This window comes from Leifsonia sp. McL0607 (assembly GCF_049993355.1).
Taxonomy (GTDB): domain Bacteria; phylum Actinomycetota; class Actinomycetes; order Actinomycetales; family Microbacteriaceae; genus Leifsonia.
In genome coordinates this window covers 991,534-1,004,132 of record NZ_CP188253.1, presented here as the reverse complement: position 1 = coordinate 1,004,132, position 12,599 = coordinate 991,534, and the positions used below count along the sequence as shown (strand labels likewise).

Genomic DNA, 12,599 nt, shown 5'->3' with positions numbered 1-12,599 from the left:
CTATGACCGGGATGCAGCCGGAGCACACGAGACTCACTCCTCGGTCGTTTGCGTCCTTCAGCGCCGCGATGCTTGCGATCGACTCGATCAGTGTGGGGTACGGCGTCGTGGACATGATCTTCGTCTCGGCGTTCGGTGTCGCGATGGTGGCTGGTGTTGGGCTAGGTGATCTCCTCACGGCGCTCTATCTCGCGTTCTTCGCCGGCTCGGTCGATGTGTTCGCATCGCGACTGGCCCGTCGAGTGGGTGCCGGCGAGGGATACGTGTGGCTGGCGCCGCTGTTTCGAGGGTTTCTGCTCGTTGCCGTTCCGTGGACGCTGATCGGCCTTCTCCTTGCCGTCCTCACCCCGGCGCTGCTGGAAATGGTGGGTTCGGACCCGGCGGTCGTAGGGGTCGCGAGCGGTTACGTCCTCGTCCGCATGATCGGCATCCCCTTCACGCTGACGCTCGCTGCGGCTTCTGCCGCGCTCCGCATCTTCAACAAGCGCGGCATGTCCGTGATGCTGGTGGGCATCGGGTTCGTTCTCAACATCGGCGTCGATGCTCTGTTCCTCTACTCGCCGCTGGCATCCTTCTTCTTCACTCCCGTCGCGGCGGTCGCCAGTGCGACTCTCGTGGTCCAGGTGCTGACCGGAGCGGCAGGCGTCGTGCTTCTGATCCGCTTCGTACGACGACACGGCACTGCTGAGAGGCGGAAGCCCGCCGAGGGCGTGCGCGGTCTTGGGCTCGCGCGTGACATGCTCAAGACGAGCGTGGGAATCGGGTTGCGTCAGCTCAACGACTATGCGGCATCGGTGGTCCCGTTCGTTCTCATCAGCCGTCTGGACATCGCGACGATCGCTGCGGCGACCGTCGCCACACGGATCTGGACGATCTATTGCCGAGTGCCTCAGGCATGCTTGGCTGCGGCCGGCGTCTATCTCGGATACGCCAGAGGCGCGAGCCAGCGGATAGCGACGGCACTCATGCGCGTCACGATCTCGTATGTCGCGCTGCCGAGCATCGGAGCGGCTGTGCTCTTCGCGGTCGCTTCCCCGCTGCTGGCACAGTTCCTCGGGGGCGGAGATGTCGACATCCCCCTGACATGGATGCTGACCTTGTGCTTCCTGATCGCGGTGCCCGCGTATGTGCTCGAGAACCTTGCTGGCGAGGTCCTGACGGTGGAGCAGCAGGGCAAGTGGCTGTCTGTCTCATCGTCGATCGTGACGTACGCGATCACCATTCCGATCGCGATCGTCGGTGTGCTCGTGCTGCAGTCCGCGGTCGTGGCGATCCTGTCCGCGTTCGTCGCATCCGTGCTCCTGGCGGCTGTTTATCTGCGACGGTGCCGGCAGCTGGGTTATCGAGTGCGCGCCTTGCCGGTCGAGGAGATGGCTGCCACCCCATGAACGCGCCCCACATCCTTTCGCGGCACCGATATGGCATGTCCTCGATCGAGCACATGCCCGGCGTGACCGCTCCGGACTGGTTAGCCGAACCTCAGGTCGAGGCCGTGACGGCCGTCGAGGAAACGAGTCTGCTCACGGGACAACCGGTGAACGTGGCCTTCAACGGGAGCGCTCTCGGTGTCACCGGTGTCGGTGCAATCTTTGCGGGGGAGGACGGACGAGTCCGGTTCTTCGACAGTACATTAGAGCGCACATACTGGACGCGTCGCATGGATGCGGGTGTCTACTCCTCTCTCGTTGCCGTCCCAGGCACCGAAGAGTTCATCGTCGCCAGCGTTGCCGGCATGATCGTGCGACTCGATCTGCGCGGTCGCGCTCGCTGGGTCAGTCGCCTCGGGCATTCCGTCTTCGGCACGATCGCCTTCCTGCACGATGAGAGAACGGCTGTCATTCCAACCTTCGATCATCGAGCGTTCCTCCTGGACCTACACACGGGGCAGGTCGTCGCGAGCGTCGACACACGCGGCGGGTCCGCTTCGCGATTCGAATCCGCGTTCGCCTACCGTCGGGCTCTATACGCGAGTCCGACAGTCCGCGGGGACGGCTGTTTCGTCGTCGCCGATCACGAAGCTGTATCCTGCTTCGACCCCTCGGGAACGGTGATGTGGGAAACGCGCGCCGCCGGGCTCATCCGGTCCTCCCCCGTGGCGGTGGGGGATGCGACTCTCACCTGCACCACGGCGGGTGTTCTGCAAAGGTGGGATGCCGCAGGAAACAACGAATACTCGGTCAGGATCGGCGGCCGCATCGACGCCAGTGCGACGGTGCACAGCGGCCTTCTCATCGTGTCGGGCAGGGGAGTAGGCACCTCGTCCTACGATGTCGGTTCGGGGGAACTCCGCTGGCGCTCGCCGACGATCGACGCCTTCGAATACACCTCTGTGATAGCTCTCCCGTCGGGGGTGTGCGTCATCACCAGCGAGCGCGGAACCGTTGTCGGCCTCGACGCGAACACCGGCGATTTCCTTTGGGAGACCTCTCAAGTGCTCGGGCGCCCTGACCGCTCGACCTCTATGGAGACCACGCCGGCGATCTGTGCCGATGGCTCGATGTACGTCGCCTCCTATTCCGGGGACTGCTATCGGTTCCGTTTCCCTGATCAGCAAAAGGAAGACCCACAGCGATGATGTGGACCTCAGCGGTTCCGCAGCGGGACCAGACCCGGACGGCCCTTCACGAGTGGGCCATCGACCGCTTCGTAGACGTTCCTGCTGACGTTCAGCACACCGAGCGGAACAACGCCACCTATCTGGACGCGTTTCTCCGAGCGAACGACGACGTTTTCGATGCAGGCTTCCGCGCCGAGTTGAGACGCCGGAGACAGCTCGATGGCCACGACAGGACATTCGACGATGCCAACCGTATGGAACGCTTGGAGTCCGCACTCGAAGCGCTGGCCGCTGAGGAGCGTTCCCGGCTCTATGGCGACGGTGTGGCACCCGCCGGCCTCGAGGCGGCGTCGGCGTATGTGGCCGTTCAGAAGATGCTCTCCCATGCCGCTGATCCTGCACGCCGCCTCGCCGTCTTCGCCTCGTGGCAGGAGTGCCTCGATCCCGCAAGCGACGCGCTCAGCGCGGTCGAGCAGGAACTCATCGAGCAACGTGCACATGCTCAGCTGGTCCCCGAACTCGCTGGAGACAAGCGGGACTATTCACCCTCGGCGTTCACCGATGCTCTCCTCCAGGCCTGGTTGATCACGGCATGGGAGGGAGGAATCGCAGATATTCTCGAAGCGGTGGAATGGGCGATGGCCGAGGCGCCGCGCGCGATCCTCGATGCAACGGAAGGTCACCCGGAGCCGGTTCTCGACGTGTCACGGGTTCTCGACACGATCTGTCATTGGATTTCCGAGGCGACCGGCGGTTTCGCTCGCCTGCGATCCCGAACCGGATTGGCGGCGATTATCGAATTCGAGACGGGATCTGGCGTCTCGGGAGCGATTCAGGTTTGGCTCGTGTCCCGTTCGGGTTCCGCCTCAGGGGGCAAGACATCTAGCGTCCACGCTTCCGAAGTCACAGAGCCGTTATCCTTCGGCACCCCCATTGCACATGTTGCGCTGCGCTGCGATCCACTCGACGACGGTGCCTGCGTGATGCATCTACGTGATCTTCGCTCGACACTCCACGAAGTGGGTCATGGCGTCAATCACGCCTATGTCGCTGGCGAGAGACGGTTGGAGACGGGACTCGACTACGCCGGCGAACGTGAGATCGACCTTCTGAGCACGTGGTTCGAATGGGGTGTGTTCCTCGACGATTGGCAACACTGTCTTGTCGACGTGGGCGCAGAAACGACCTCCGTCGAACACCGTGCAGCCCTCTGCGCATGGCAGCGCGTGCTTCGTACCGAGACCTACTTCGACCTTCCCGTGCGCCTGCTGACGGCCCGTTTGGACCGTGAATGGCGCTCGGGCGGCAGCCTTGAGTCTGCGTGGCAGAGTCTCGTCGGTCGATCGCCCGCTGACTCACAAGCTGTTTATCGGAACTGTCTGAGCCGGCTCGCCTGGCCCATCCCGATCGCGAATCCCGGCGGTGAATACGGTCTGTACTGGGCAATGGCCGAGGTCGCTGGAGAGTGGAATCGGATGCAGGGGCGATCTATGGCCGCGAAGTCCCTTCCCGCGGCGTTCACTGGCAGGCGGGTAGGCTCGCCAATGCCCGCGCCCCGCGAGCTCATAGAATTCTTCGGCGCGACACGGCACGCCGCGGAGGCTCCGGTTCAGGGCGATTCGGACGCCGTCGGCGCACACACACCGTTCTCGTCCGCTGATTTCATCGCGGCAATGCTCCCGCCTCGATCCGCGGAGCTCACGACCGTGCTGCGCGAAGCGCTCCGCGATCATGGCCTGCCGCCGATTCACGTCGACGACAACGCTGCGGCGGTTTTGCAGTGCCTGACGCTCGTCGTCCGGCCGCGGATCGCGGTGGAGATCGGCACGCTCTTCGGCTATTCGACGATTCACATCGCTCGGGGCCTTCCCGCGGGCAGTCACCTCATCTCCTACGAGGTGGACCAGGAAACGGCCGAAATAGCTCGTCGCAACGTCACCGAACTGGGGTTGGCCGATCGTGTGACGATCGTGACCGGGGATGCGATTTCGGCACTGGCAGAGCTGGCGCCGGGAAGCGTCGACTTGGCTTTCATCGACGGCGCCAAGGCAGAGTACGCATCTTATGTCAAAGCCGTCTTCCCCCTCCTCGCCGATGGCGGCATCCTTCTGCTCGACGATGCCTTCGCTGCGGGGGACTACTCAACGCACGAGAACAGCTCGGAGGAGGAGTCTGCCCGAGTCATCCGCAGCTGCATTCGTGCACTAGCGCGATCTCCTCGGCTCACCAGTTCGTTCCTCGGCACCGAGAACGGCATATTCATGGCCGTCAAAGGACCGGTGAATGACTGAGCCCCGCCAGGTCCTCGTCGTGGGCGCATCCCGTGGCCTTGGCCGGGAACTGGCGACGCTCTTCGCCCTCGACGGGTGGAACGTGTTCGCGACCGCGACTCGGGATATTCCGCTGGACGCCGATAGCACGATTACCTGGTTAGCGTGCGACCTCGCAGACGAGAACTCCTGGAGCGCGGCCACGGCAGAGTTCTCGGCGGGCATCGACCATATCGTGTTCTGCTCAGCGTTCGATCCCCGCACAGTGGATCTTCCGCTGCTGGAAGGGCTTCGTCGATCACTGATGGTCAACGGCGCCGGAGCGTATGCCTTTCTCCTGTCGCTCGTTGAGTCATCCGGTGGCACCGCGAGAGTCGCTGTCGTCAACTCGGAGGCCTTGTATTACCCAGACCGGCAATCGGCCGCCTACGCAGCCGGCAAGGCCGCCCTCAAAGTCTTCACCGCGGCTCTCTCCGGGCTCTGTCTGGGACGAGGCGGAGCGGTGTTCGAGCTTGTCCTTGGGCCGTTGGATTCGGATGAACGACGACAACGATCCGCTGCGGCTGCTGCCGGGAGCGGACGAGATGTTCGGGATGTCGTTGCCCAGGCTCTCGTCAAGGCGAACCCCGAGTCCAAGATCGATCGGTTTATCCAGCCTGAGGATTGCCTCCGACTCATTCAGTGTGGCTTCGATCTCGGAGCGATCGCGAACGGCGCCTCCTTCCGCCTCGATGGCGGTTCGGGGGGCGCATTTCGGTGACCCCGATCGCGTGGACCCTGACCGGCGAGAGCGGTCTTGTCGAATCGGTGAGTTCGTGGGATCCGTTTGCGTTGCCTGAGGTCGAGAAACTCGATGCCGTGCTTCGCAAGCTCTACGACCGCCGGGCGGTGATCGCCCTACCGCCGCTCTCACCAGCAGCGTTTGACGAGATCCTGGTGATCAACAACGCCGCCGAATCGATCTTCCTCGGCTTGCGAGAGGCTGAGCGCTTCGGCGATCTCACCCGTCTCGAGCACCGACGTCGCGCTTTCTACGCAAGCCCGGACGACGACCGAACATTCGAACAGCTCCTCGTCGCTGCTCGTTTCGAGGAGCCTCGTGAGCGTGCTCGTCGCGAGCTGGCAAGACAACTCAGGGGCAAGCAATCCGTTGACGACCATTGCGCCTCTGCTCAGATCGATGAGCTTCTGGCCGTCGCTTCCCGCCTCCGCACCGACCAGCGCAGCTTGGTCGATCGTCTGACTGTCGTGTCCACCGATACGTCGCCCTCCGACGTGTACCGAAGCCTGATCGCGACGATTCAATCCAATGAGACCCGACGTAAGCTGGGGAAGGCCTGGACTGATGTGGCCGGCCGGCACTATGCACGGCTCGCCGACTCCCTCCTCGCAGCGAAGGACTCGAAGCCTGAGGCCGGCGCGTCACCTGGTTACCGCGAGACGGCGACCATGCTTCGCGACTTTCTCCGATTGGCACGGTGCGATGCCGAGGACCACCTGCGTGACCTCGCCGGTCAGGACGGGGGGCGGCCCGACACCGGCGATGCCGTCCACATCGACCTCCCGCACCTCGTGCACACGAAGCTTGCTGCGAGACCTCCCGCTGCTTATGGCGTCGCCGACGTCCTGCGCTTCGTCTCCTTCATTGTTGAACAGCTGTTCGGGATGACAATCGTGTTCGCTCCGCTCAGCCACGGCGTATTCTCCTGTCGCATTGAGTCCGACGGTCTGCATGTCGCCACTGCCTATGTTGATCTCAACGACCGTGCCAGCAAGCCGTATCGGGCGAGTTACACGCAGCCGATTCGGAATACCGTTGCCACGCGCAAGTGGGCGGTGTCGGCCTATTCGTACATTTCGTGCCGGGCCCTGTCTGCTGAACAGGGGAAGACCGTGAGCTTCCAGAGCATCATCAGCCTGCTCCACGAACTCGGACACGCAATCCAACACGCGCTCCCGAAACATCCCCTCCCTAACCTGTCTGGGCTGGAAGGGGCGACGAGCGGACGCTCCGAGAGCTTCAGCCTGTGGCTAGAGAAGGGGGCTTTCGTTCTCGACGGGTTGGCGGAGCAGAACGGCATCGCGTCGCTTGGCCGGGAGCGGATGATGAATGCGGCGACACAACGTCTCACCGCGTTTTCGCGCGGGGCCTATGCCCTCATCGAGTTTGCCTTCGACTACGGGAGCCGTGAGGATCTGGCCGACGTTCTCGGGGGTCTGGAATCGTCGCGATCGGGGTATGTGCAACTGGAGGTTGTTGAGGCGATGGGCGAGCTCGCGGATCGCCTGCGACATCGTCGGCCGGGCGACAACTTTCGCTATATTCAGGCCGGGGTCGAGAGCACTTCGGCGATCACCGTTTCGACGAGCGACCTTCGCGCCGGTGGTCGCATTCTGTCGTTGCGCCCCTGGCAACCGGGCCACGACGTTCTCGGCCACCCGGCAGAGTACTTTCGCTTCTACCGGATGTACTGAAGATCTCAGAGCTCGAAGTGCGTGAGAGAGTTTGGAGCGTAACGCGAGCCCCTGTCCAACCCTTCGAGGGAGCCCATCTCTTCATCGGTCAGGCGGAAGCTCTCGGTGTCGAGGTTCTCGCGAAGGTGTCGTCGATCGGTGGCGGCAATCACTGGGAGGGTTCCAATCTGACGTTGCCATCGAAGAAGGATCTGCGTGGGACTCTTCCCGTGCGCGGCGGCCATCTCCAACACCCGCCGCGAGTGCAAGATTCCGGACCAGGTCTCCAGCGCTCGATAGGACTGGATCCGGACCGGAGTCGGAGAGAGCGCCCGTCTGAGCCCCGCCTGTGCGACCGTGGGTGAAAGCTGCACCTGATTCAACACAGGCCATTCCCCTGTCCGCTCCTGGATGCATCTGATCTGCGAGGCCGTGAAGTTGCTCACTCCCACAGAATGGACGTACCCGTCCTCGCGGAGCCGGAGGAGCGCTTCGAAAGTGGTCAGAGCGAGGTCGAGCGCCGGAAGCGGCCAGTGGATCAGGGCCACATCGATGTACTCTGTGCGAAGCTCCCGCAGGGTTGTGGTGACGGCGAGCTTTGTGTGCTTCAGATGCCCTTGGTCGTATCCGCGGATTTTGGTGTTGATCGTGACGTCCTCACGATCGATTCCGCTGGCCGATACAGCGCGGCCGATCGCTGCCGCGTTCCCATAGAGTGACGCGGTATCGATGGATCGGTAGCCCACATCGAGAGCCTGCGCGACCATCTCGGTAGCTTGGCGGTCTTCACGAAGTCCCGGTCCGACGGTGATCCAGGGAATCACTTGACCGTCGGCGAGGGTGTGGGAGGGAGCGTCTGCCGATAGAGACTGACCGTCCGTGCTCATCACCATCTTGACCTCAATACGTTGCAGCGATCGGCGTTCCACCGGCGATCGTAGCGTGATGGTTCTCTCTCATCGGATCGTCTTCGTTGTGGATCGCTTCTGCCGACCGCGGGGAAAACCAAGACGATGATGGCGTCCGGCCTGGGTGTCCACGCACAAAATGCGAATCACTTGGACGTGACCCAGCCCACAGCGGATCTCATCGAGGTGACGTGGAATGTCTGTTTCACGCATCTCGCTGTTCCGGAAGCTTGCTCAATTCGGTCCTGAGTCGAATTGATGTTGCGTCTGATCCACTACGTGACGCCCGGGTTGACCTCGCGCAGATCTCTTCATGTGGCATGCGGTGAGATCGTGCCGGCGATCGATCACATGACGACAGGAAGCGATCCAACGTTGCAGCCAAACGCGCGAAGCTGCGATCAAGACTCAAGAATTCCCGACTGTGCGGAACATCGGGTGAAGTTGGCATCGAAGCTCGACGCTTATGGCTTACCCGACTGTCGCTCTGCCTGCACCGCTGGGACTCGATGCGTTGGCTACACAAGCGCCGCCGCAGAGTCCAATTTCCGGTATTTACAGTGGCTCCGACCGGCATCGATCCGGTGACCTTTCGATTTTCAGTCGAACGCTCTACCAACTGAGCTACAGAGCCGGAAGGCACGATCTTCATGCCCACCTAGACGGAAGCCCTTCCGGTTGGAAGGGCTTGTCGCCTTGGCGACCCTGACGGGACTTGAACCCGCGACCTCCGCCGTGACAGGGCGGCACGCTAACCAACTGCGCTACAGGGCCTAACAGTGTTGCTATTGAATTGTAGAGGATGCCATCGTGACCCCAACGGGATTCGAACCCGTGCTACCGCCGTGAAAGGGCGGCGTCCTAGGCCACTAAACGATGGGGCCGGAGTGTCTCGGATCACTTTCGTTTTCCGATGACCACCGACGAATAAGCATACGGAAGTCCCTGACAGAAAGCGAATCGAGGCTGCAGCCCGGGCGGGTCGACGGGCCTCGGGATCACGCCACGCCCCATCCAAATGCCCAGGAGGCCCGCGAGACCCCAGGTAGATTTCCAGCGACGGCCCTTTGTCGTCCGTGCGACCCGCACGAGGTCCGACCGTGCACCGCCCTCCCGACCGGGCGGCGGTACGGCGATGTTGCTAAAGTTGCAGCTTGTGATGAACGCGACCCGTGTGATTCGTGTGACTGGTGATGCTGACTACGACGGGTTCAAGGTGACGAACGTATGAGACGCGAGACGAGTGACGAGCTCCCCAGGCGGGGGCGTGTCGGCGGCGAGCCGGCCGGCCGAGCCCGTCGAGCCCTGATCCGCCTGCTCTCGGTGGGCGCCATCGTCGTCACCGGAGCGGTCGGCTCGATCGCCGCCCCGGCATACGCCGACCAATATCCCAGCTGGCAGGACGTCCAGAACGCCAAGGCCAACGAGTCGGCGGCGTCGGCCCAGGTCACGCGCATCACGTCCCTGATCGCCCAGCTGAACCAGGAGGTCTCCGACGCCGAGGCGGCCGCCCAGAAGCGCGGCGAGGAGCTGCAGTCGGCGGAAGCGGCCTACGACAAGGCCGACATGGAGGCCAGAGACCTGGAGTCCCAGGCCGCCGCGAGCCAGCGGAAGGCCGACGCGGCGGGAGCGCAGGCCGGCAAGCTCGCCGCCCAGCTCTACCGCACGGGCGGCCGCAACCTCACGGCCAACCTCTTCCTGAGCGGCAACGGCGCGAGTGGGTCCACACCGGACCAGCTGCTCTCCGACCTCGGCAGCATGTCCAAGCTGACCGAGCAGTCCGACAAGGTCTACACCGACGCGAAGGTCGCCCAGAACACCGCCAAGTCGCTGTCGGCGCAGGCGCTGGTCGCCAAGGGCGAGCGCGAGAAGCTGCGGATCGTCGCGGCGAGCGCCCTCCAGGCCGCCGTCGACGCCGCGAAGGCCGCACACGACAAGCTTGCGGAGCAGCAGCAGCAGATCGTCGTCATGGAGGCGCAGCTCGCCGCCTTGCGCGACGCCACGGCGAAGACCGTGTCCGGCTACGAGGCCGGTGTCGCGGCTGCGGCGGCCGCAGCGGCCGCACGCGGCTCCGGGGGCCTCCCGGGCGGATACGTCGGCCCGCAGGGCTGGGCGGTCCCGGCCGCCGGCCCGATCACCGACGGCTTCGGGGCCCGGCCGTCCCCTGGCGGTATCGGCAGCACCTACCACATGGGCATCGACATCGGCGCGGGGTGCAATGCGCCCATCTACGCCGCGCACAGCGGCACGGTCATCTACGCCGGGCCGAACGGCACGTACGGCAACTTCGTGCTCCTCGACAACGGCGGCGGCATCAAGACCGGCTACGCCCACATCCGCGATGGCGGCATCCTCGTCGGCATCGGCCAGAGCGTCAGCGCCGGCCAGCCGATCGCGCACGTCGGCTCCACGGGTGCGTCGACCGGTTGCCACTTGCACTTCGAAGTCCGGGTGAACGATCAGAAGATCGACGGGATCCCCTTCATGAGAGACAGGCAGGCACCCCTTGGCTAGCGACTCTTCCAAGAACTCGCGCATCCACCCCGGCCTGGCGATCGGTGCCGGGGTCATGGGTGCGGTCACGGCCTCCATCGGCATCGTCACGCCGGCGCAGGCGGTCGACTACCCGTCGTGGAACGACGTGCAGCAGGCCAAGGCCAACGTCGCGAACCAGCAGGCGATGGTCGCCAACATCACCGCTCTGATCGGCAACCTCCAGTCCAACGTCGACGCGGCGCGCATCGCGTCCGAGAAGGCGGCGGAGGCCTACTTCCAGGCCAGGGATGCACTGGACAAGGCAACCGCCAAGCAGGACGACCTCCAAGTGCAGGCGTCGGCGGCAGCAGCCAAGGCCAAGACGTCGCAGATGCGCGCCGGCCTCCTGGCAGCGCACCTCGCCAAAGCGGGAGGCGGCGGCGACGTCAGCACCGAGCTCCTGCTCAAGGGCGGAGGCTCCGGAGCGAGCGCCGACAAGCTGCTGTTCCAGCTCGGCACCATGAGCAAGCTGACGGAGCAGTCGAAGGCCGTCTACGACCAGGCCACCAAGGACAAGAACGCGGCGGAGGCGCTGACCGCGCAGGCCAAGGTCGCCAAGACCGAGCGCGTGTCGCTCGCGGCCGAGGCCGACAAGGCGCTCGCTGCCGCCCGGAGCGCGCAGTCCGCGACGCAGAGCGCGCTGGCCGAGCAGCAGACCAAGTCCACCGAGCTGATCGCCCAGCTCGCGAGCCTGAAGAACACCTCCACCCAGGTGGAGGCCGCGTACCTGCAGGGGGAGGCCGTCAAGGCTGCGGAGGAGGCCGCGCGAAAGGCGAAGGAGGAGGAGCAGCGCCGCCAGCAGCAGTCGCAGCAACAACAGCAGCAACAACAGCAGGGTGGCGGTTCCTCCGGTGGTTCGTCGAGCGGCGGGTCCTCCGGCGGAGGATCGGTCGCCCCGCCGAACGGCAATGTCGTCCAGACCGCTATCGCCTACGCCCGGGCGCAGCTCGGCAAGCCGTACGTCTTGGGCGGCGAGGGTCCAGGCGGCTACGACTGCTCCGGCCTCACCATGAAGGCGTACGCGTACGCGGGCGTCTACATCGGGTCGCACTCGGTGAACGACCAGTACTACACGGCGCGGGGCCGCGGCCAGATCGTGCCCTACAGCCAGCGTCAGGCGGGCGACCTCATCTTCTGGGGCGACGGCCCGGGCAGCTTCTACCACGTGGGTATGTACATCGGAGGCGGCATGATGATCGCCGCCCCCACCGAGGGCGACGTCGTGAAGATCCAGTCGGTCTGGGGCTCCCCTTGGGGCCAGGTGGCTCGCCCCTCCGCCTGACGCCCCGCCGAACCGTCGAGTACGCGCGAAATCAGCAAAAAACCGCCGAGTACGCAGACAGTCTGCGTACTCGGCGGTTTGCGTCTGGGCGCGGAGGGTTCAGTGACCCTCGGCGGCGAGCTTGGCGAAGCCCTTCTCGATGATGGTCTCGGCCTCCGCGGCGTCGCCCCAGCCCTCGATGTTGACGAACTTGCCCGGCTCGAGATCCTTGTAGCGGGCGAAGAAGTGCTCGATCTCCTTGCGGGTCTGCTCGGGGATGTCGTCGACGTCCTGGAGGTGCTGCCAGCGCGGGTCCTTGTAAGGTACGGCGATGATCTTGGCGTCGCCGCCGGCCTCGTCGTTCATGTTCAGCACGCCGACCGGGCGGACCTTGACACCGACGCCGGGGAAGACCGGGTACTCGAGCAGCACCAGGACATCCAGCGGGTCGCCGTCGTCGCCGAGGGTGTTCTCGAAGAAGCCGTAGTCGGTCGGGTAGACGAAGCTGGTGAACAGCACGCGGTCGAGGTATACGCGGCCGGTCTCGTGGTCCACCTCGTACTTGTTGCGGCTCCCCTTCGGGATCTCGATGACGACGTCGTATTCGGCCATGC

At 64.5% G+C, this 12,599-nt stretch carries 9 protein-coding genes and 3 tRNA genes; 7 read left to right on the top strand and 5 right to left on the bottom strand.

Annotated elements, in window-relative coordinates:
* The first annotated feature begins 68 nt into the window (after positions 1–68).
* Genes ACPPVW_RS04890 through ACPPVW_RS04870 form a run of 5 tightly spaced genes read left to right on the top strand, consistent with a single transcriptional unit; the run spans position 69 to position 7,302 of the window.
* A complete protein-coding gene (locus ACPPVW_RS04890; RefSeq protein WP_426625402.1) occupies positions 69–1,388 on the top strand; it encodes an MATE family efflux transporter in 1,320 nt (439 codons plus the stop codon).
* A 35-nt stretch (positions 1,389–1,423) separates the two neighbouring features.
* On the top strand, positions 1,424–2,575 hold the full coding sequence (locus ACPPVW_RS04885) for a PQQ-binding-like beta-propeller repeat protein (RefSeq protein WP_426625401.1): 1,152 nt from the start codon (positions 1,424–1,426) through the stop codon (positions 2,573–2,575).
* A complete protein-coding gene (locus ACPPVW_RS04880) occupies positions 2,572–4,848 on the top strand; it encodes an O-methyltransferase (protein ID WP_426625400.1) in 2,277 nt (758 codons plus the stop codon). The genes ACPPVW_RS04885 and ACPPVW_RS04880 overlap by 4 nt, the downstream gene beginning before the upstream one ends.
* A complete protein-coding gene (locus ACPPVW_RS04875) occupies positions 4,841–5,587 on the top strand; it encodes an SDR family NAD(P)-dependent oxidoreductase (protein WP_426625399.1) in 747 nt (248 codons plus the stop codon). Before ACPPVW_RS04880 ends, ACPPVW_RS04875 begins: the two co-directional genes overlap by 8 nt.
* Positions 5,584–7,302 (top strand): hypothetical protein, encoded by a 1,719-nt coding sequence (locus ACPPVW_RS04870; protein WP_426625398.1) that lies wholly within the window; start codon positions 5,584–5,586, stop codon positions 7,300–7,302. The genes ACPPVW_RS04875 and ACPPVW_RS04870 overlap by 4 nt, the downstream gene beginning before the upstream one ends.
* Before the next feature lie 5 nt (positions 7,303–7,307).
* Here the strand turns inward: ACPPVW_RS04870 and ACPPVW_RS04865 are convergent, their stop codons facing one another.
* From ACPPVW_RS04865 to ACPPVW_RS04850, 4 genes are all read right to left on the bottom strand, one after another.
* Positions 7,308–8,210 (bottom strand): aldo/keto reductase, encoded by a 903-nt coding sequence (locus tag ACPPVW_RS04865; protein ID WP_426625397.1) that lies wholly within the window; start codon positions 8,208–8,210, stop codon positions 7,308–7,310.
* A gap of 540 nt (positions 8,211–8,750) precedes the next feature.
* Positions 8,751–8,823: transfer RNA gene (locus ACPPVW_RS04860), tRNA-Phe, on the bottom strand.
* A gap of 63 nt (positions 8,824–8,886) precedes the next feature.
* Positions 8,887–8,963 (bottom strand) — tRNA-Asp (locus ACPPVW_RS04855).
* A gap of 37 nt (positions 8,964–9,000) precedes the next feature.
* Positions 9,001–9,073: transfer RNA gene (locus ACPPVW_RS04850), tRNA-Glu, on the bottom strand.
* A gap of 343 nt (positions 9,074–9,416) precedes the next feature.
* Here ACPPVW_RS04850 and ACPPVW_RS04845 point away from each other — a divergent pair.
* Positions 9,417–10,703 carry a peptidoglycan DD-metalloendopeptidase family protein gene (locus tag ACPPVW_RS04845; RefSeq protein WP_426625396.1) on the top strand — a complete coding sequence of 429 codons (1,287 nt, stop codon included), beginning with the start codon at positions 9,417–9,419 and terminating at the stop codon, positions 10,701–10,703.
* Between the two features lie 55 nt (positions 10,704–10,758).
* Positions 10,759–12,006 carry a C40 family peptidase gene (locus tag ACPPVW_RS04840; protein WP_426626248.1) on the top strand — a complete coding sequence of 416 codons (1,248 nt, stop codon included), beginning with the start codon at positions 10,759–10,761 and terminating at the stop codon, positions 12,004–12,006.
* Between the two features lie 99 nt (positions 12,007–12,105).
* Here the strand turns inward: ACPPVW_RS04840 and ppa are convergent, their stop codons facing one another.
* The gene (gene ppa, locus ACPPVW_RS04835) at positions 12,106–12,597 is read right to left on the bottom strand and encodes an inorganic diphosphatase (protein WP_426625395.1); all 492 of its coding nucleotides are present in this window, start codon (positions 12,595–12,597) and stop codon (positions 12,106–12,108) included.
* Positions 12,598–12,599: the final 2 nt, after the last annotated feature.

Excerpts from the sequence above, each read along its gene's own strand:
- ACPPVW_RS04890 (WP_426625402.1), top strand. The coding sequence starts at position 69 with ATGCTTGCGATCGACTCGATCAGTGTGGGGTACGGCGTCGTGGACATG.
- ACPPVW_RS04885 (WP_426625401.1), top strand. The coding sequence starts at position 1,424 with ATGTCCTCGATCGAGCACATGCCCGGCGTGACCGCTCCGGACTGGTTA.
- ACPPVW_RS04880 (WP_426625400.1), top strand. The coding sequence starts at position 2,572 with ATGATGTGGACCTCAGCGGTTCCGCAGCGGGACCAGACCCGGACGGCC.
- ACPPVW_RS04875 (WP_426625399.1), top strand. The coding sequence starts at position 4,841 with ATGACTGAGCCCCGCCAGGTCCTCGTCGTGGGCGCATCCCGTGGCCTT.
- ACPPVW_RS04845 (WP_426625396.1), top strand. The coding sequence starts at position 9,417 with ATGAGACGCGAGACGAGTGACGAGCTCCCCAGGCGGGGGCGTGTCGGC.
- ACPPVW_RS04840 (WP_426626248.1), top strand. The coding sequence starts at position 10,759 with ATGGGTGCGGTCACGGCCTCCATCGGCATCGTCACGCCGGCGCAGGCG.
- ppa (WP_426625395.1), bottom strand. The coding sequence starts at position 12,597 with ATGGCCGAATACGACGTCGTCATCGAGATCCCGAAGGGGAGCCGCAAC.